The sequence below is a fragment of the Klebsiella terrigena genome (assembly GCF_006539725.1).
Lineage (GTDB): Bacteria > Pseudomonadota > Gammaproteobacteria > Enterobacterales > Enterobacteriaceae > Klebsiella > Klebsiella terrigena.
Map to the genome: position 1 here is coordinate 43381 of NZ_BJNO01000008.1, position 18060 is coordinate 61440.

At 59.9% G+C, this 18060-nt stretch carries 15 protein-coding genes and 1 pseudogene; 12 read left to right on the top strand and 4 right to left on the bottom strand.

The features are described from left to right. Positions 1 to 211 precede the first annotated feature (211 nt). From flhA to RTE01_RS11495, 3 genes and pseudogenes are all read left to right on the top strand, one after another. Positions 212 to 2284, top strand: coding sequence for a formate hydrogenlyase transcriptional activator FlhA (gene flhA, locus RTE01_RS11485; RefSeq protein ID WP_141335030.1), 2073 nt, complete (start codon positions 212 to 214; stop codon positions 2282 to 2284). A gap of 37 nt (positions 2285 to 2321) precedes the next feature. Beyond that, a pseudogene (locus tag RTE01_RS11490) lies at positions 2322 to 2526 on the top strand (TOBE domain-containing protein); the annotation flags it as partial. A 125-nt stretch (positions 2527 to 2651) separates the two neighbouring features. Next, positions 2652 to 3599 (top strand): alpha/beta hydrolase, encoded by a 948-nt coding sequence (locus RTE01_RS11495; RefSeq protein ID WP_041146908.1) that lies wholly within the window; start codon positions 2652 to 2654, stop codon positions 3597 to 3599. A gap of 59 nt (positions 3600 to 3658) precedes the next feature. Here the strand turns inward: RTE01_RS11495 and RTE01_RS11500 are convergent, their stop codons facing one another. The 4 genes from RTE01_RS11500 to RTE01_RS11515 form a co-directional block, all read right to left on the bottom strand. Further along, positions 3659 to 5059: a glycoside hydrolase family 1 protein gene (locus tag RTE01_RS11500; protein WP_141335032.1), complete on the bottom strand. Its 1401-nt coding sequence runs from the start codon at positions 5057 to 5059 to the stop codon at positions 3659 to 3661. Positions 5060 to 5113: 54 nt separating this feature from the next. Then, a complete protein-coding gene (locus tag RTE01_RS11505) occupies positions 5114 to 7309 on the bottom strand; it encodes a CBM35 domain-containing protein (protein ID WP_134527397.1) in 2196 nt (731 codons plus the stop codon). Between the two features lie 11 nt (positions 7310 to 7320). Then, the gene (locus RTE01_RS11510; protein ID WP_041146911.1) at positions 7321 to 8658 is read right to left on the bottom strand and encodes a maltoporin; all 1338 of its coding nucleotides are present in this window, start codon (positions 8656 to 8658) and stop codon (positions 7321 to 7323) included. Positions 8659 to 8886: 228 nt separating this feature from the next. Next, positions 8887 to 10158: a PTS sugar transporter subunit IIC gene (locus RTE01_RS11515; RefSeq protein WP_134527400.1), complete on the bottom strand. Its 1272-nt coding sequence runs from the start codon at positions 10156 to 10158 to the stop codon at positions 8887 to 8889. Positions 10159 to 10332: 174 nt separating this feature from the next. Here RTE01_RS11515 and RTE01_RS11520 point away from each other — a divergent pair, with 174 nt between their 5' ends. The 9 genes from RTE01_RS11520 to sitD all read left to right on the top strand — a co-directional run bounded on the left by RTE01_RS11520 (position 10333) and on the right by sitD (position 18049). Next, positions 10333 to 10647, top strand: coding sequence for a PTS sugar transporter subunit IIB (locus RTE01_RS11520; protein ID WP_041146913.1), 315 nt, complete (start codon positions 10333 to 10335; stop codon positions 10645 to 10647). A 10-nt stretch (positions 10648 to 10657) separates the two neighbouring features. Continuing rightward, positions 10658 to 11980 carry a PTS sugar transporter subunit IIC gene (locus tag RTE01_RS11525; protein WP_115192044.1) on the top strand — a complete coding sequence of 441 codons (1323 nt, stop codon included), beginning with the start codon at positions 10658 to 10660 and terminating at the stop codon, positions 11978 to 11980. A gap of 23 nt (positions 11981 to 12003) precedes the next feature. Then, a complete protein-coding gene (locus RTE01_RS11530) occupies positions 12004 to 12318 on the top strand; it encodes a PTS lactose/cellobiose transporter subunit IIA (RefSeq protein WP_134527403.1) in 315 nt (104 codons plus the stop codon). Positions 12319 to 12406: 88 nt separating this feature from the next. After that, positions 12407 to 13321, top strand: a complete 915-nt coding sequence (locus RTE01_RS11535) for an ROK family protein (protein WP_115192043.1) — start codon at positions 12407 to 12409, stop codon at positions 13319 to 13321. Between the two features lie 56 nt (positions 13322 to 13377). After that, on the top strand, positions 13378 to 14340 hold the full coding sequence (locus tag RTE01_RS11540; RefSeq protein ID WP_134527406.1) for a LacI family DNA-binding transcriptional regulator: 963 nt from the start codon (positions 13378 to 13380) through the stop codon (positions 14338 to 14340). Positions 14341 to 14620: 280 nt separating this feature from the next. Beyond that, complete coding sequence (locus RTE01_RS11545) at positions 14621 to 15538, top strand: metal ABC transporter substrate-binding protein (protein WP_134527409.1); 918 nt, start codon at positions 14621 to 14623, stop codon at positions 15536 to 15538. Further along, positions 15535 to 16356 carry a manganese/iron ABC transporter ATP-binding protein gene (locus RTE01_RS11550; protein ID WP_134527412.1) on the top strand — a complete coding sequence of 274 codons (822 nt, stop codon included), beginning with the start codon at positions 15535 to 15537 and terminating at the stop codon, positions 16354 to 16356. The genes RTE01_RS11545 and RTE01_RS11550 overlap by 4 nt, the downstream gene beginning before the upstream one ends. Continuing rightward, the gene (gene sitC / locus RTE01_RS11555) at positions 16353 to 17201 is read left to right on the top strand and encodes an iron/manganese ABC transporter permease subunit SitC (RefSeq protein WP_041146920.1); all 849 of its coding nucleotides are present in this window, start codon (positions 16353 to 16355) and stop codon (positions 17199 to 17201) included. The genes RTE01_RS11550 and sitC overlap by 4 nt, the downstream gene beginning before the upstream one ends. Then, complete coding sequence (gene sitD, locus RTE01_RS11560) at positions 17195 to 18049, top strand: iron/manganese ABC transporter permease subunit SitD (protein ID WP_134527415.1); 855 nt, start codon at positions 17195 to 17197, stop codon at positions 18047 to 18049. Before sitC ends, sitD begins: the two co-directional genes overlap by 7 nt. Positions 18050 to 18060: the final 11 nt, after the last annotated feature.

Below are 18060 nucleotides of genomic sequence, written 5' to 3' on the forward strand. Positions count from 1 at the left end.
CGGCTAACGCCTTATCCGGGCTACAACACTGCGCCCACCTGTAGCCCGGCTAAGCGCAGCGCGAGCCGGGAAAAGCCAGCATGATTATCCAGCCCAAACCAGCGGGCACCCACGGATGGGTTAATGGCGGTCACAACCGCTTTATTAACAGACTATTATTTGTGTCATCACTTTCTTCTGCGCCGCTTTGCGGCGCTTTTGGACTTAAGCAATGTCGTATACACCGTTGGGCGATTTTGGACAGCAGGGTCTGTTCGACATCACCCGAGTTTTATTACAGCAGCCCGATCTGGCCGCGCTGAGCGAAACGCTGACGCGTCTGGTCCGGCAATCTGCGCTGGCGGATCGCGCCGCTATTCTTCTGTGGAACGCCGGCAATCACCGGGCGGCCAGATACGCCTGCGACGAAGCAGGCCTGCCGGTGAGCTACGAAGATGAGACCGTGCTGGCCCACGGGCCGGTGCGGCGCCTGCTCTCGCGCCCCGACGCGCTGCACTGCGACCGCGCCACCTTTGTCGAAGCCTGGCCGCAGCTGGCCGATAGCGGCCTCTACCCGTCGTTCGGCTATTACTGCCTGCTGCCGCTGGCGGCAGAAGGCCGCATCTTCGGCGGCTGCGAATTTATCCGCAACGATGCCCGTCCGTGGACGGAAAAAGAGTATCAGCGCCTGCACACCTTCACGCAGATCGTCGCCGTGGTCACCGAGCAGATCCAGAGCCGGGTCAGCAATAACGTTGATTACGATCTGCTGTGCCACGAGCGCGATAACTTCCGCATTCTGGTTGCCATCACCAACGCCGTGCTCTCCCGGCTGGATATCGACGAGCTGGTCAGCGAGGTCGCCAAAGAGATCCACCGCTATTTCCGCATCGACGCCATCAGCGTGGTGCTGCGCAGCGGCCGCAAAGGCAAGCTGAACATCTACTCGACCCACTACCTCGACGCCAGCCATCCGGTGCACGACCAAAGCGAGGTCAACGAAGCCGGGACGCTGACCGAGCGGGTGTTCAAAAGCAAAGAGATGCTGCTGCTCAATCTGCACGAGCACGACTCCCTGGCGCCGTACGAAAAAATGCTCTTCGAGATGTGGGATAACCAGATTCAGACCCTGTGCCTGCTGCCGCTGATGTCCGGCAATACCCTGCTTGGGGTGCTGAAGCTGGCGCAGTGCGATGAGAAGGTCTTCACCACCACCAACCTTAAGCTGCTGCGCCAGATCGCCGAGCGCGTGTCGATCGCCGTCGATAACGCGCTGGCGTACCGCGAGATCCAGCGCCTGAAAGAGCGGCTGGTGGATGAGAATCTCGCGCTGACCGAGCAGCTCAACAACGTCGAGAGCGAGTTTGGCGAGATAATCGGCCGCAGCGAAGCGATGCACAGCGTGCTCAAGCAGGTCGAAATGGTGGCGCACAGCGACAGCACCGTGCTGATCCTCGGCGAAACCGGCACCGGTAAGGAGCTGATTGCCCGCGCGATCCATAACCTCAGCGACCGCAACGCCCGGCGGATGGTGAAAATGAACTGCGCGGCGATGCCCGCCGGGCTGCTGGAGAGCGACCTGTTTGGCCACGAGCGCGGGGCCTTTACCGGCGCCAGCGCCCAGCGCATCGGTCGCTTTGAGCTGGCGGACAAAAGCTCGCTGTTTCTCGATGAGGTCGGCGATATGCCGGTCGAGCTGCAGCCGAAGCTGCTGCGCGTGCTGCAGGAGCAGGAGTTTGAGCGCCTCGGCAGCAATAAGCTGATCCGCACCGACGTGCGGCTGATCGCCGCGACCAACCGCGATCTCAAGCAGATGGTCGCCGATCGCGAGTTCCGCAGCGATCTCTACTACCGGCTCAACGTTTTCCCGATCCACCTCCCGCCGCTGCGCGAGCGTCCGGACGATATCCCGCTGCTGGTCAAAGCCTTCACCTTTAAAATTGCCCGCCGTCTGGGGCGCAATATCGACAGCATTCCGGCGGAAACCCTGCGCACCCTGAGCCGCATGGAGTGGCCGGGCAACGTCCGCGAGCTGGAAAACGTCATTGAGCGCGCGGTGCTGCTGACCCGCGGCAGCGTGCTGCAGCTGTCGATGCCCGAGCTGAACATCGAGCCGGAGCCGATGGCGGCAGAAATTCTGCCGCAGGAGGGCGAGGACGAGTATCAGCTCATCGTGCGGGTGCTGAAAGAGAGCAACGGCGTGGTTGCCGGCCCCAAAGGCGCCGCCCAGCGGCTGGGCTTAAAGCGCACCACCCTGCTGTCGCGGATGAAAAGATTGGGCATCACCAAAGATGAACTGGTATAGGTTCGACAGGCACGCAACCCGCTGCCCAGGAGATTCTATGGCGGTATCAGCGCGTAATCAGCTCACCGCCACGGTGAGCGCGGTAGCCACGGGCGCAAGTGACCGATGAGGTTGAGTTAACCCTCGCGGGCGGCGCAAAGCTGGTGGCTATTGTCATCCACAGCAGCAGGGAGGCGCTGGGCCTGGTCGCAGGCAAAGAGGCCATTGCGCTGATCAAGGCCTCGGCGCTTCCGATCGCCACCCGCGCCTGAGTCAGACCAGAAACGCCGTTTCATTTCACTTTAAATGAAACGGCGTTCTGTGAAGCAACTCGCGTTAACCGCCGCTAATCAATGATAAATAAGCATTTTCCATACCGGAGATGCTCATGACGCGTTTACCCCTGACGGCGGCCGTCGCGCTGCTTTTATCTTCTCAGACGGCGCTGGCCGCGCTGCCGACGCTGACGGTTTGGCCCGATGGCGAAGCCCCCGGCGCCAAAAACAGCCCTGCCCGCTACGCCCTCGTCGATCGCAGCAAGGACCCGGCGCTGCCCGACCGCGCCGTCACGGGCATTCGGGCGCCGGAAATTACCGTCTATGCTGCGGAAAAACCCAACGGCATTGCGCTGCTGGTCACCCCCGGCGGCTCCTATCAGCGGGTGGTACTGGATAAAGAGGGCAGCGACCTCGCCCCCGTTTTTAACGCCGAGGGCTACACCCTGTTTGTGATGACCTATCGGATGCCGGCAGATGGCCACGCAGAGGGCAGCGACGCGCCGCTGGCCGACGCCCAGCGCGCGCTGCGTCTCCTGAGGGCGCGCGCCGCCGACTGGCATATCGACCCGCACAAAATTGGCGTCATGGGCTTTTCCGCCGGCGGTCACGTCGCGGCCAGCCTGGAGACCCGCTATAACGAGCAGGTATATACCGCCGTGGATGCTATCGACGGGCAGAGCGCGCGCCCGGACTTCGTGGTGCTCGGCTATCCGGTGATCGCCATGGATCCCGCAATTGCCCATCCCGGCTCGCGCCGGGCGCTGATTGGCGAGGAACCGACGGCAGAACGGCTGCGCCGCTATTCGCCGGAGCAGAACGTCACCCCGGAGACGCCGCCGACCTTTATCCTGCACGCGGTGGACGACCCGTCGGTGCCGGTAGATAACTCGCTGGTGATGTTTAACGCGCTGCGCGCCCAGCGGGTGCCGACGGAGCTGCATCTGTTTGCCGAAGGCAAGCACGGCTTCGGGATTCGCGGGGCCCGGGGACTGCCCGCCGCCGAATGGCCGCAGCTGGCGATGAACTGGATAGCCTCGCTGCCGGCGGTAAAAAAGTAACCCCTTTCTGAGCACACCCCGGAGAGGGCGTTGCCGCAATCCGGGGCCCGTGCGCAGGGCTATTTTTCGACCGTAAATCCGTTACCGGCGGCCAGCTCGGCAAACCACAGCGCGTTGCGCTTGATCTGCCGCTCGCCGGTTTGCAGATTGAGCCGCCAGAAACCGTAGCGCCGCTTGAAGGCGTTAATCCACGACCAGTTATCGATAAAGGTCCATTGATGCACGCCAAAGCAGCTGGCGCCGTCGGCGATAGCCCGATGCAGCTCAACCAGATGCTCCTCCATCAGGTTGATACGAAACGCGTCATCAATCACCCCGTCCTCCCCCGGCTCCCCTTCGGACTGCAGATCCATAGCAATGCCGATTTCAGCGAGATACCACGGGATATTGCGGTAGTTGTCGCGGATATTAAGGGCAATATCGTAAATCGCCTGCGGCAGAATTTCGTTATTGTCGCGGTAGGGATTAAAGCGCCCCTGCGGATTAACGTAGTTTTCGAAGTAAAACTCGGGGGTAAAATAGTCCAGCGTGTAGTCGCTCTCACGCGCCTTGACCCGGCGAGGGACGTAATAGTTGACGCCGAGGAAATCGATACGCGAGGAGGTTATCAGCTCGGCATCCCCTTTTGCGATTTCCGGCAGGCAGCCGTGTACGGCAAGAATTTCGCACAGCTCCTTCGGAAACTGGTGCTTAACCAGCGGATCGAGGAAGCTGCGGTTAAAGAACAGATCCGCATACCAGGCGGCTTTTTTATCCTCCGCGCTATCGCTGCGGGGATAGGAGGGGGTCAGGTTCAGCACCACGCCGATCTGACTCTCAAGCGCCAGCTCGCGGAACGCGCCCACCGCCTTCGCGTGGGCCAGCATGATGTTAAACGCCACCTGCGCCGCCAGCCTGCCGTCCTTTTTACACGGATAGTGGAAATCGTACAGATAGCCGCCCTCCACCGGGACAATCGGCTCGTTGAAGGTTATCCAGTACTTCACCTTATGGCCGAACAGCTCGAACGCGGTGCGGGCAAAGCGGGCGAAAAGCTCGGCGACGTGGGCCGATTCAAAACCGCCGTACTGCTTCTGTAGCGCTTCCGGCATATCGAAGTGGTAGAGGTTGATCATCGGTTCGATACCGCTCTCGATCATCTCATCAAGATAGTCGTTATAGAAACGCACCGCCGCCGCGTCGGGGGCGCCGGTTTCAAAATCGGCGATCAGCCGCGACCACTGAATCGAGGTGCGAAAGGAGTTGAAGCCGGTCTGCTTCATCAACGCCACGTCCTGCGGATACTGGCGGTAGGTATCGCAGACGACCTGCGGGCCCACCTGCTGATAAAAACGCTCCGGCTGAGCGGCAAACCAGCTGTCCCAGATGGAACGATGCGGTTTGTCGGTTACGCCTTCCGTTTGCGGGCCGGATGCCGCCGCGCCCCAAAAAAAACCGTCCGGAAACTGATACCGGGTCATAACGCCTCCTGTAAGTTAAAAAAGGCTGCGCGCAACGGGCGCAGCCAATAGGTACTACTCTGCAATCACTTCGATCGATTTGATAAACATATATCCCCAGTCGCCGGCAAATTTGCCAAAGTCGATGCGGTTGTCGCCGGCTTTCAGCTCCACCGGCACCTGCAGCTGCTGGCCCTGCTCATCGGTTGCCGGGAATTCGACCGCTATCGGCGTGCCGCCGTTAACGATAAACGAGTTTTTCTTACCGCCCCATTTGCCGTTAAAGGTCACCCGCAGCTGATACTTGCCGCTCCACGGCGCCGCCACCTGCCAGCTCACCCTGTCGCCATCGTTGGCAAAGGGCCCGAGGAAGCCGTCGGCGCCGGTCGTCAGCGCATCTTTCTCGCTGTTGGCCGCCGCAATCTTGCCCCGGCTGACGTCAAAGATTTCGCCCGTAAAACGGCAGTAGTCGGCGGGCGCTTTGCCCGCGGCTTGCGCTACCGTTACCCTGACGGTTTTACGGCTTTTAAGCAGGCCGTCGTCGGCGGTCAGGGTCAGGGCGTACTCGCCGGGGCCGCTGAACCAGACGCGGGTTTCCGCTCTATCGCTGGCGCAGAAATGGGCCTGCTCGTTGCCGCCGCTGCTCCAGCTGACCTTGACGCTATCGTCCGGAAGGGCGTCATCGCGCCAGCTGGCGGCAAGCAGCAGCCCCCGGTCCTGGGTGGTGGTTAAGGCCTCGGGCAGATCCACCACCGGCGGCTGATTCTCCTGAGTGTGCTTAACGCTAATCACGTTGGAGGGGGCCGAGGTCCCGCTCTCATTTTTAGCCACCACCCGATAAAAGTAGGTATGACCCAGCTGCAAAGTGCGATAGCTATCGCGGAACAGATTCATGGTTAACGGATCCCACTCGTTCACGCCGTCGGAAATATCGCTCCCCACCACTTTCCAGGGTCCTTGTGCCGACCCGGCGCGCTCCACGTCATAGGCGCGTCCCACCGCCGCCCCCATCCAGTTGATGGCAAAGGGTGAGTCCGTCTCCCGCAGCTTCGGCGCGTCCGGCTTCGGCAGCGGCGGCGCGCTCTCCTGCCCGGCCATCTGCGCCGAGGCGGTACGCACCAGGTTCACCACCTCCATCTCCTGGTTGGATTTTCCTTCCACCGGGAAGCCAGGCAGATGGTAGCTGTAGTGGCCGGTTGACTCTTTGTGCCAGTAGAAGCCGCCGTCGTGACGATGGCCGCGGAAGCCCCAGATCAGCCCGCCCGCCGCACGCGCGCCGTCGACCTCGCTGTGGACGATCGACTGCATAATGGCGTTGAGCTGCTGCGCATCCAGCAGGCCGAACTCGCCGACCATGTACGCTTTTTTGCCGCCGGCCGACCGCAGGTCCTTCTTCACCTGCTCAGGATGGTTGTTCTCGGCGTTGGTGTAGTAATGGTTGCTGACGATATCGACGTTGGGATCGTTTAGAGCAAAGTCGTTGATTTTCTTATAGGTACCGTCAACCACCAGCTGATGCGGCGCCCATTTTTTGATCCACGCGGCGGTCTGCTGCAGGAACGCCGCGTTGGTATTCTCCAGTTCGTTACCGGTTTCCCATGCCATAATGGCCTTTTCGTCGTAGTAGGCACGGCCGGTCACGCTGTTGGTCCGCGTGATCACCTGACGGATCACGTCGAGATAGGCCCGGTAGGTTTGACTGTCGGTGCGATAAAAGTCTGCTGGCTTTTCATGATAAAACGCCGCCAGCTGCTCGCGGCCGCCCCACCACCACCAGTGATCGATAAAAGGCAGGATCAGGCGCAGCCCCTGCTTGTCCGCTTCGGCAATCATATTGTCGTAAACCCGCATCGCCTTTTCGTTCAGGCGCGGCATGCCGTCCGCGGTTGCCGGCGCCAGGATATGCGTTTCGCGCCCGCAGGCCTTATCAAACGCCTGCTGAACGGAGAGGACGTACACGCGCTGCGCTTTCGCGCCGGTCTGCACCATCGCCCTGATCCAGTTTTCCTGCTCGTCGGCGGTCGGCCATCTGAAATACTGCCCCCAGCCGCGGGTATCGGCCCGGCACGGGCCGCGCGCATCGTCCTCAATGCGGTGTAGCTCCGGCGTATGAATTCCGGCAAAGCGGAAAACCTTGTCGCCATCCTTCAGCATCGCGCCATCGCGGGTAATAAAGTTCTCGAAGTGTGAGCGTTCTGCCGCCATGACCCCAGCGCTTCCCAGGGCCGACAGCAGCGCTATCAGCACAACCTTTTTCACGGGATAAATCATCGTTTCGCTCCTTAGAACCACACTTCGGCCTGGACGCCAAAATTCAGCGTGTCGGTGTCACCGCTGCGCGAATAGCCACCGGCAGAAATGGTATTGGTGCTCCAGTCATAGTTACCGTCGAGGGCGTCGGAGACGCCTTTATCCCACTTCGCGTAGGTGACAAAAAAGCGCAGCTGCGGTCGGGTCCAGTAGCCGGAATCAAAGGTTAACGTCGGGGCGATAGTGACTTTGGTCAGGCCGCCTTTTCCTTTGCCATCAACCCCTTTGTAGTTGCTATCATCGAGATATTCGTAGCCCAGCTCGTACTGCATGGCGAAGTTTTTGGTAATTTGCTGATACGGGCGGATCCCGGCGACCCAGCTTGAGCGGCCCCAGCCGTTCGCATCGTCAGTCCACCACCGGTAGTTCTTATCCTTCTGGTAGTAGGCAAAGGTAGAAACCTCCCAGTCCCCCATCGAGGCAAGGTTATCCAGCACCACGCGCCAGGACTGGGTATCTTCAAGGTTGGCCCATCCCCAGCCGTTTTTCCCCAGCGAATCGCCCGCTGCCAGGCCGCGTCCGTACTGGAAGACCACCCGCGAGTAGCCGCCGGTCAGGCCGTAGAAACCATCGAAGTTATAGACGCCGGTAATGCCGTAGCCTTTTTCGGCCGCCGTCGGGTGGTTCTCATTGCGGTTCATATGGTGGCCGATAAGCTCCAGGTCGAGGCCGGTGCCGGCAATCTTTTTAAACCACAGGTTGAGGGAGTAGTCGTCCGGGTAGCCCTGATCGCCCTTATCGACCGGGTAGGCTTTGGTTTCATCGGTTGGGGAGAAGGCGTAGACCCCGGCATCGAAGCGGGCGAAGCCCAGATCCATGTTATCGAAGCCGCCGCCGGTGCCGTTGTATTGAATGTACTCCCAGTCGAACTGGTGGCTGGAGGTGTTGGAGCTGCTGTAGCGCTTACCGCCCCAGAAGGTCATCTCCGGCGCGAAATCGAGATTCGACAGCTCGGCAAAGCCTTCACGGAACTGCACATCGTGACCGTCGTCATCCTGACAGTTCCAGTCAGAGGTGCATTTCGACTGGTGGGTAATATTGGCCTGGATCCGCGCCACCGCGCCGGAGTCAGACTTCAGCGTTACGGTGGGGATCAGCTCGATCTTGGTGTCCTCTTCGTTGCCGAGGCGCCATTTCCCGTCCGGCATCAGGCCGACGGAGTCGGCGCGGTTGCCGTCAGAGTTGGCAAGAATGCCGGATCGGATATAGCCGTGCAGCGCAAAATCATATTGCGGATCGGCGCTGGCGCAGTCGCTCATTACCGCCAAAGCGAGCAAAGACAGAGGTATTGATGAGTTAAGCCTTATCATTATTTTTTTCCTTCGTTCGTTATTTTTTTATTAACAGGGTCTGGAACGTCAGGAAATTTACGGATCAAAAACGGAAATGTACATCCACAAACGGAAAGCGCTTTCCGTAATTGCCGGATTAGTTCACAAAATTGATTATAACCAGCAAGAATTCGTGACTCTCGTCACATAAATAGCTCCGACATAAAAAAGCCCGCATTCGCGGGCTGGTTTCATTGCGGGAACGGGCTAGCGTTCGGCGTCGGCGAGCTGGCGCTCGTAGACCTTGAAGAAGGGGCGGTACAGCATCCACGAGTTGAAAATGGCGAACAGGCTCATGCACAGATTTTTCCAGCTGCCATTCGCCGACCACGCCGCGCCGAGCGGCGACGGCATCGACCAAGGTAGCATCGCCACCGCGCGATCGAGGATGCCAAGGTGCGTTAAATACCATGCGATACAGGCATTTATCAGCGGCACGAAAATAAACGGCAGCAGGAATACCGGGTTCATAATGATCGGAAAGCCGAACAGTATCGGCTCATTGATGTTAAACAGGGACGGCAGCAGGCCGATTTTTCCCACGCTTTTCAGCTGCCGGGAGCGGCTGCGCATCGCCATAAAGACCAGCGGCAGGGTGGAGCCAATACCGCCAATCAGCAGGTAGAAATCCCAGAATCCCTGGAGATAGATATGCGGCAGCGTCGCGGCGCCTGAGGCCAGGGCCTGCTGGTTTTCAAAGAGATAGGTCATCCAGAAGGGATTCATGATGCCGGTAATAATCAGAGCGCCGTGAATGCCGACAAACCAAAGCAAGTTACAGATAAATAAAGAGATAAGTACCGCCGTCAGGGTATCGGATGCGATAACCAGCGGCCGCACCGCTTCGCTGATAAGCTCCGGTAATATTCTCCCGCAGGTCTGCAGCAGGACGGCGTTGATGACGCTAATGGAGAGCATCACCACCAGCAGCGGTATCAGTAGCTGAAAACCGTTGCGGGTCATCAGCGGGACCTCTTCCGGCAGCCGGATGCACCAGCCCTTCCTGTAGAAAAAACGAATTATTTCAATTGAATAGACGCTTGAAATAAGCGCAGTGAATATCCCCATCCCGCCGAGGAAGATATTGGTCGCGCCGTTATCGCGAAAGCCGATAAACAGCAGGAAGGCCAGGCAGCCGGTCAGGCCGCACAGCCGCTCCGGCAGGCGATACTGCTTGGCAAGGCTGGCGCTGGCGCCGAAGGCCACGATCAGCGCCACCAGGCCAATGGTCAGCTCAAACGTCGGCAGCAAGATCGGCCGCAGCTGCAGGTAAAACTGGCCAAACGCCGATGCGCCGTTAATGGAAACGGGCGGAAACAAAATGGGTACCAGCAAACTACCAACAATCACAAACGGCATGGCCAGCGCGAAGCTATCGCGCATCGCCGTAATGTGGTTATTGCGCGTCAGAACGTTGGCCAGCGGCGCCAGCCGCTGCTCGATGATGTCGACGGCAACATTCATCAACTGAAAGTTCATAGTGCTACCTTTTGAGATTTGTATTTACGCCGCGATGATGGCGCACAACCACATAAAGTAAAAGCCTGCCATAGGTGATCGTTGTCACAATTAATAAATCCACAAACGGAAAGCGCTTTCCGTTTTGTATCCCGATGACTATAGTCCGGACATCTAACCCATCGGGAGCCGTATATGAAAAAGATAATGTTGTGTTGTTCTGCGGGGATGTCCACCAGCCTGCTGATGAAGAAAATGATCGACGAAGCGGAGAAGCGAGGCCTGGCGGTTGAGATCAGGGCCTTCGGCGTGGCGGAGTTCGCCGAGCAGGTTGCGCACTACCAGGTCGTGCTGCTGGGCCCGCAGGTTAAATACATGCAAAAGGATCTGCAAAAACAGGCCGACCGCTACGGGATCCTCGTGGAGCCCATCAACATGATGGATTACGGCATGCAGAAAGGCGGTGCGGTGCTCGATTTCGCGCTCGCTCTGATCGATAACAAGCATTAAGGGAAAGAAGATGAGCTCTCTGTACGCCAAACTGATCGCCGTGATCGAGCAAAAAATTACCCCGATGGCCGGCGCCATCGGCCAGCAAAAGTACGTCACCTCGATTCGCGACGGCTTTATTACCGCCCTGCCCTTTATGATCGTCGGCTCCTTCCTGCTGGTCTTTATCTTTCCGCCGTTTTCCCCGGACACCAGCTGGGGCTTTGCCCGCGCCTGGCTGCAGTTCTCCCTCGATCATCGTGAAGCGCTGATGCTGCCGTTTAACTTCAGCATGGGGGTCATGACGCTGTTTATTGCCGTCGGCATCGCGGCAAGCCTGGCGAAGCACCATAATCTGGACTCGTTGACCGCCGGCATGCTGTCGCTGATGTCATTCCTGCTGGTCGCCGCGCCGCTGAAAGACGGGCAGATCTCCACCGCCTATTTCTCCGGCCAGGGGATCTTCACCGCTATTCTGGTGGCCATTTACTCTACCGAGCTGTACGCCTTCCTCAAGCGCCACAACGTAACCATTCGCCTGCCGCCAGAGGTGCCAGCGGGCGTTGCGCGTTCGTTTGAAATCCTTATCCCGGTGCTGGCAGTGGTGCTGACCCTCCACCCGCTCAACCTGTTTATCGAAGCGCAGCTGGGGATGATCATTCCGGAAGCGATCATGTCGCTGGTGAAACCGCTGGTCGCGGCCTCCGATACTCTGCCGGCGATCCTGATCTCGGTGCTGGTATGCCAGGTCCTGTGGTTCGCCGGGATCCACGGCGCGCTGATCGTCACCGGAATTATGAACCCGTTCTGGATGGCGAACCTGTCGATCAACCAGGCGGCAATGGCCGCAGGCACCGCCATTCCGCATATCTACGTGCAGGGCTTCTGGGATCACTATCTGCTGATCGGCGGCGTGGGATCGACCCTGCCGCTGGCGCTGATGCTGCTGCGCAGCAAGGCCGTTCATCTGCGAACCATTGGCCGAATGGGCGTGGTGCCGGGCGTATTTAACATCAACGAACCGATTCTGTTCGGCGCGCCGATCATCATGAACCCGCTGTTCTTCCTGCCGTTCGTGCTGGTTCCGATGATTAACGCCACCCTCGCCTGGTTTGCGCTGAAGCTGGATCTGGTGAGCCGCGTGGTCTCAATGACGCCGTGGACCACTCCGGCCCCTATTGGCGCCTCCTGGGCGGCAAACTGGAGCTTTAGCCCGGTGATCATGTGCCTGATCTGTATGGGAACCGCGATGGTGATGTACCTGCCGTTCCTGCGCGCTTATGAAAAGCAGCTGCTGAGCCAGGAAAGCCATAACGCCGAAACCGGGTCGCAGGCCGCGACGCAATCCGCATAATTTAGATTATTCAGGGGTAAGTTATGGAATTAGAAGAACAGGTCATGGGCATTATTATCAATGCCGGCCAGTCGCGCAGCCTGTGCTACGAAGCGCTGAGCTGCGCCAAAGAGGGTGATTTTGACGCTGCCGATGCAAAGATGAAAGAAGCGACCCATTTTTCCCGCGAAGCGCATCTGGTTCAGACCCAGCTGATTGAGGCCGACGAGGGCGAAGGCAAAACCAAAATGACGCTGGTCATGGTTCACGCCCAGGACCATCTGATGACCTCAATTCTGGCGAAAGAGCTGATCGCCGAACTGATCGCCGTTTATCGCTCGCGGCCGCTGCACGCGTAGCGTTTACCCGGCGCCATTAGCCTGAAGCTCCGGTCGCGCTGCGCCGGGGCTGCGGGCAACCTACGCGCCATCCCGTATTGAGGCAACTATGCTACATCTTGGTTTAGATATCGGCGGCACCAAAATGGAAGCCGTTCTGCTCACCCCCCAGGGCGAGTGCGTCTATCGCCAGCGCCGCCCAACGCATAAAGAGAGCTACGAGGCGTTCATCCACCAGCTGCTCGGCCTGATCGAGACCGTGCGCGACTGGAGCGAGCGCCCGTTTTCGATTGGGGTCGGCCTGCCCGGCGCTATCGACCCGCAGAGCGGCTTGATCAAAAACTGCAACTGCCTGGTGCTGAACGGCCACGATCTGCGCAGCGATCTGATGCAGCGGCTCGGCCAGCCGGTGTGGATCGCCAACGACGCCGACTGCTTCACCCTTTCCGAAGCGGTAGACGGCGCGGGCGCAGGCGCAACGACGGTCTTTGGGGTGATTATCGGTACCGGCTGCGGAGGCGGCATTGCCGTCAATCAGCAGCTGCTAAGCGGGCCCAACGCGATCGCCGGCGAGTGGGGCCACAACCCGCTGCCGGGCTATACGCCGCAGCGGGATGGCCCCGCTCAGGCCTGCTACTGCGGGAAGCAAAACTGCATTGAGAGCTTTATCTCCGGCAGCGGATTTGCCCGGCGATACGGCGAGCAGGCGCAGGCGGAAGCGATAGTTGAGGCCGCGCAAAATGGCGATCCGCAGGCGCTCGCCCACTGGCGGCACTTTATCGACGCCTTTGCCCGCAGCCTGGCCTCGGTGATTAACATCCTCGATCCGCAGACGATCGTGCTGGGCGGTGGCCTGTCCAACGTCGGGCAAATTTACCGCGATCTGCCCCCCGCCATCGTGCCCTATCTGTTCTCCGATAGCTGCCATACCGCGATCAAACAGGCCCGCTTCGGCGACGCCAGCGGCGTGCGCGGCGCGGCCTGGCTCCCTGTTCTGGCGGGCGCTGAAGGCCGGTGGCGATAGACACTTTTTTCAGCAGGTATGCTAAGCTAGGCGAAAATATCCAGACAGAAAAGACCATGCCAACCATTGATGATGTTTCAAGATTAGCGAATGTCTCCAGAGCGACGGTTTCTCGCGTGCTGACCGGCACCCGTGGCGTTCGCGAGGAGAGCCGGGAAGCCGTGCTGCGAGCCGTTGAAGAGCTCAACTATCGCCCGAGCTTTGCCGCGCAAAACCTCGCCAGTCAGACATCAAATCACGTTGCCCTGGTTATCCCGACGCGCGACGAGAGCAGCGGAGCGCGACTGCTTCCCCAGCTGTCGCAGGCCCTCAAGGGATTAAACAAAAATCTGCTGGTGCAGTACGTCACCGACGGGGTGGAACAGGCAGCGGCGGTGGACGACCTTCAGCGCCAGTGCGTGGCGGTGGTGGTGCTCGGCGCGGTCTCGCCGGACGCCCCGCGCAACGTTATCTCCTTCGACCGCTTCAGCGTGGCGGGGATCAACAACCAAGGCTACGACTACGCCTTTGCCACCGAAAGCGCCTGCCGCTACGTCATCGGCAAGGGCCATCGCAATATCGCGCTGTTGACCGATAACGCCGACGATGACGCCAGCCGCCAAATGCTCGAAGGCTACCGGAACGTGCTGCAAAACTACTCCATTCCCTTTAACCGTCAGCTGATGCTGGCGGCTAACGATGACGTTGAGCAGGCGCTGCTGACGCTGATTAACAGCTTCAGCAAGTATTCGGTCATTATCGTCAAGCGCGATCGCTACGCGGCGGAAGCCATGCGCCTGCTGCGCGAGTTTAACGTCGCCGTGCCGCAGGAGGTGTCGCTGCTCAGCCTCGAGGACTCCCCGCTCGCTTCGCTGCTCAATCCGCCGCTGACCTGTATCTCATGGCCGCTTGAGCAGCTGATGGAGAGCTGTATTCAGCGGATCCGCAGCCTGATTGACGAACGCCCGGCGTTTAGCGCCGAGGGCCGCACGCTGGCGGGCCGCCTGATCCCGCGCCAGTCGGTAGCCGATATCTCCTGACGTTCTCCCCCGGCCGCTCACGGTGGCCGGACTCGCTCCCGGCTTTCCCTGCTTCTCTTTTCTTTTTCTTTTTCTTGTTCTTTTTCTTTCTTTTCTCTTTCTCTTGTTGTTTCTCTTTTTCCCTGCGCCCCTCATCTGCTGCGCCGCGCTATCGTTCCCACGCTCATTATTCGCCCGCCATCTAAATAATAATCATTTTCATTTATCAATAGCCTGTGCTATACAACATAGCACAGGCTATAAATGATGATTAATTGACCGCAACGTTGTGAGGGATCCTATGCTGCACCTGCCACCGCTGAAACACCTGATGTTTGCCGCCACTTTGGCGATCCTCGCCGTCGCCCCCGCGCAGGCGAAAGAGAAATTTAAGGTTATCACCACCTTTACGGTGATCGCCGATATGGCGCAGAACGTGGCCGGCGATGCCGCCGAGGTGAGCTCAATTACCAAACCGGGGGCCGAGATCCATGAGTATCAGCCGACGCCGGGCGATATCAAGCGCGCCCAGGGGGCACAGCTCATTCTCGCCAACGGTCTGAACCTAGAGCTGTGGTTCGCCCGCTTCTACCAGCATTTAAACGGCGTGCCGGAAGTGGTGGTCAGCAACGGGATTCAGCCGATGGGCATCAGCGATGGCCCCTATAACGGCAAGCCCAACCCGCACGCGTGGATGTCGGCGGACAACGCCCTAATCTACGTCGATAACATCCGCGACGCGCTGGCGAAATACGATCCGGACAACGCCGACATCTATCGCCGCAACGCCGAGACCTACAAGGAAAAAATCCGCCAGACCATGGCGCCGCTGAAAGCGCAGCTGGCGAAGCTGCCGGAGGATAAGCGCTGGCTGGTCACCAGCGAAGGCGCATTCTCCTACCTCGCCCGCGATAACGGCCTGCAGGAGCGCTACCTCTGGCCGATTAACGCCGACCAGCAGGGCACGCCGCAGCAGGTGCGTAAAACCATCGACACCATGAAAAAAGAGCATATCCCGACCATCTTCAGCGAAAGCACCATCTCCGATAAACCGGCGCGCCAGGTCGCACGTGAAGCGGGCGCCCACTACGGCGGCGTGCTCTACGTTGACTCCCTGAGCACCGCCGATGGCCCGGTGCCGACCTATCTCGATCTGCTGCGGGTGACCACGCAAACCATCGTCCAGGGCATCAACGACGGCCTGAGGAAACAGTCATGAGTACAGCGACGGCCGGGCTGGTCATCGACAGGGTCAGCGTCACCTACCGCAACGGCCATACCGCGCTGCGGGATGCCTCCTTCAGCGTCCCGCAGGGTTCAATTGCCGCGCTGGTCGGCGTCAACGGCTCGGGGAAATCGACCCTGTTTAAGGCGCTGATGGGCTTCGTGCGCCTGGCGCGCGGCGAGATTGCGATCCTCGGCCGGCCGGTCAACCAGGCGCTGCGGCAAAACCTTGTGGCCTACGTCCCGCAGTCCGAGGAGGTCGACTGGTCGTTCCCGGTGCTGGTGGAAGACGTGGTGATGATGGGCCGCTACGGCCATATGGGCTGGCTGCGGCGGGCAAAGCCTCGCGACCACGAGATCGTTGACGCGGCGCTGGCGCGCGTAGGCATGAGCGAATACCGCCATCGGCAGATCGGCGAACTCTCCGGCGGGCAGAAGAAGCGCGTGTTCCTTGCCAGAGCCATCGCCCAGCAGGGCAAAGTGATCCTGCTGGATGAACCCTTTACCGGCGTTGACGTGCAGACCGAAGCGCGGATCATCGCCCTGCTGCGGGAGCTGCGCGATGAGGGCTGCACCATGCTGGTCTCAACCCACAACCTCGGTTCGGTCAGCGAATTTTGCGACTACACCGTGATGGTCAAAGGCACCGTCCTCGCGAGCGGCCCAACCGAAACCACCTTTACCGCCGAGAATCTGGAGCTTGCCTTTAGCGGCGTGCTGCGCCACGTGGTGCTCAAAGGCGGCGAGGATCGCATCATTACCGACGATGAGCGGCCGTTTATCAGCCGTCGGGCTACGGGAGGCGAAGGATGAGCTGGCTGATGGAGCCGTTTGGCTATCAGTATATGCTGAACGCGATGTGGGTCTCCGCCCTGGTCGGCGGCGTGTGCGCATTTCTCTCGTGCTACCTGATGCTTAAAGGCTGGTCGCTGATTGGCGATGCCCTCTCCCACTCGATCGTCCCCGGCGTGGCGGGCGCCTATATGCTCGGCCTGCCCTTTGCGCTGGGCGCCTTTCTCTCCGGCGGGCTGGCGGCGGGCAGCATGCTGTTTCTCAACCAGCGCTCAAAGCTCAAGGAGGATGCGATTATCGGGCTGATTTTCTCCTCCTTCTTCGGTATCGGGCTGTTTATGGTGTCGCTCAACCCGACCTCGGTCAATATTCAGACCATCATCCTGGGCAATATTCTGGCGATTGCCCCGGAGGATATTATCCAGCTGGCGGCGATTGGCTTTATTTCGATAATCATCCTGCTGCTGAAGTGGAAAGATCTGATGGTCACCTTTTTCGATGAAAGCCACGCCCGCTCCATCGGCCTCAACACCACCGGACTCAAGCTGCTGTTCTTCACCCTGCTGGCGGCCTGTACCGTAGCGGCGCTGCAGACCGTGGGCGCGTTTCTGGTGATTTGCCTGGTGGTCACCCCCGGCGCCACCGCCTGGCTGCTCACCGACCGCTTTCCGCGCCTGCTGGCGATCGCCGTCGCCATCGGCAGCCTGACCAGCTTTTTCGGTGCCTGGCTGAGCTACTATCTGGACGGCGCCACCGGCGGCATCATCGTGGTGGCCCAAACGCTGCTGTTTTTGGTGGCATTCGTCTTCGCGCCAAAGCACGGCCTGCTTGCCAGCCGCCGTCGCGCCAGGGAGGCCTCATGCTGACCGCTCTGCTCGAACCCTTCCAGTTCTCTTTTATGATCAACGCCATGCTGGTGGCGGCGATCGTTGCCGTTCCCTGCGCCCTGCTGTCGGTGTTTTTGGTGCTGAAAGGCTGGGCGCTGATGGGTGACGCCATGAGCCACGCGGTATTTCCCGGGGTGGTGGTGGCGTATATCGTCGGCATTCCCTTCGCCATCGGCGCCTTTATTGCCGGGCTGTTCTGCGCTATCGCCACCGGCTATCTTGATGACAATAGCCGCATCAAGCGCGATACGATTATGGGGATCGTCTTTTCCGGCATGTTTGGCGCCGGGCTGGTGCTGTACGTCGCCATTCAGTCCGAGGTGCATCTCGACCATATTCTGTTCGGCGATATGCTGGGCATCTCCGCCAGCGATATCGCGCAAACGTCGACGATCGCCCTGGCTATTGCGCTGATTATTGGGCTGAAGTGGCGCGATTTTCTGCTGCACGCCTTCGACCCGCATCAGGCTAAGGCCAGCGGTTTACGCTGCGGGCTGCTGCACTACGGGCTGCTATGCATGATTGCGCTGACGATCGTCGCGACGCTGAAAGCGGTGGGGATTATTCTGTCGATTTCGCTGCTGATCGCCCCGGGCGCCATCGCGCTGCTGCTGACGCGGCGCTTTATCAGCGCGCTGCTGCTGGCGGTGGCGCTTGCGGTGAGCTGTTCGCTGGGGGGCGTCTGGCTGTCGTTCTATCTCGATAGCGCCCCGGCGCCGACCATCGTGGTACTGTTCACCGTGCTGTTCATCGTGACGTTCGTTTATACGTCGATCCGCGACAGCCGGACGCAGGCCGATTCCGCTGAGGCGTCGGGCCGCGGCTAGCGCCCGGAAAG

What these genes read in the sequence shown, in the direction of transcription:
- RTE01_RS11500 (WP_141335032.1), bottom strand. Translation starts at nt 5,059, where the DNA reads ATGACCCGGTATCAGTTTCCGGACGGTTTTTTTTGGGGCGCGGCGGCA.
- RTE01_RS11510 (WP_041146911.1), bottom strand. Translation starts at nt 8,658, where the DNA reads ATGATAAGGCTTAACTCATCAATACCTCTGTCTTTGCTCGCTTTGGCG.
- RTE01_RS11540 (WP_134527406.1), top strand. Translation starts at nt 13,378, where the DNA reads ATGCCAACCATTGATGATGTTTCAAGATTAGCGAATGTCTCCAGAGCG.
- sitC (WP_041146920.1), top strand. Translation starts at nt 16,353, where the DNA reads ATGAGCTGGCTGATGGAGCCGTTTGGCTATCAGTATATGCTGAACGCG.
- RTE01_RS11525 (WP_115192044.1), top strand. Translation starts at nt 10,658, where the DNA reads ATGAGCTCTCTGTACGCCAAACTGATCGCCGTGATCGAGCAAAAAATT.
- RTE01_RS11530 (WP_134527403.1), top strand. Translation starts at nt 12,004, where the DNA reads ATGGAATTAGAAGAACAGGTCATGGGCATTATTATCAATGCCGGCCAG.
- RTE01_RS11545 (WP_134527409.1), top strand. Translation starts at nt 14,621, where the DNA reads ATGCTGCACCTGCCACCGCTGAAACACCTGATGTTTGCCGCCACTTTG.
- RTE01_RS11520 (WP_041146913.1), top strand. Translation starts at nt 10,333, where the DNA reads ATGAAAAAGATAATGTTGTGTTGTTCTGCGGGGATGTCCACCAGCCTG.
- RTE01_RS11550 (WP_134527412.1), top strand. Translation starts at nt 15,535, where the DNA reads ATGAGTACAGCGACGGCCGGGCTGGTCATCGACAGGGTCAGCGTCACC.
- RTE01_RS11505 (WP_134527397.1), bottom strand. Translation starts at nt 7,309, where the DNA reads ATGATTTATCCCGTGAAAAAGGTTGTGCTGATAGCGCTGCTGTCGGCC.
- flhA (WP_141335030.1), top strand. Translation starts at nt 212, where the DNA reads ATGTCGTATACACCGTTGGGCGATTTTGGACAGCAGGGTCTGTTCGAC.
- RTE01_RS11495 (WP_041146908.1), top strand. Translation starts at nt 2,652, where the DNA reads ATGACGCGTTTACCCCTGACGGCGGCCGTCGCGCTGCTTTTATCTTCT.
- RTE01_RS11535 (WP_115192043.1), top strand. Translation starts at nt 12,407, where the DNA reads ATGCTACATCTTGGTTTAGATATCGGCGGCACCAAAATGGAAGCCGTT.
- RTE01_RS11515 (WP_134527400.1), bottom strand. Translation starts at nt 10,158, where the DNA reads ATGAACTTTCAGTTGATGAATGTTGCCGTCGACATCATCGAGCAGCGG.
- sitD (WP_134527415.1), top strand. Translation starts at nt 17,195, where the DNA reads ATGCTGACCGCTCTGCTCGAACCCTTCCAGTTCTCTTTTATGATCAAC.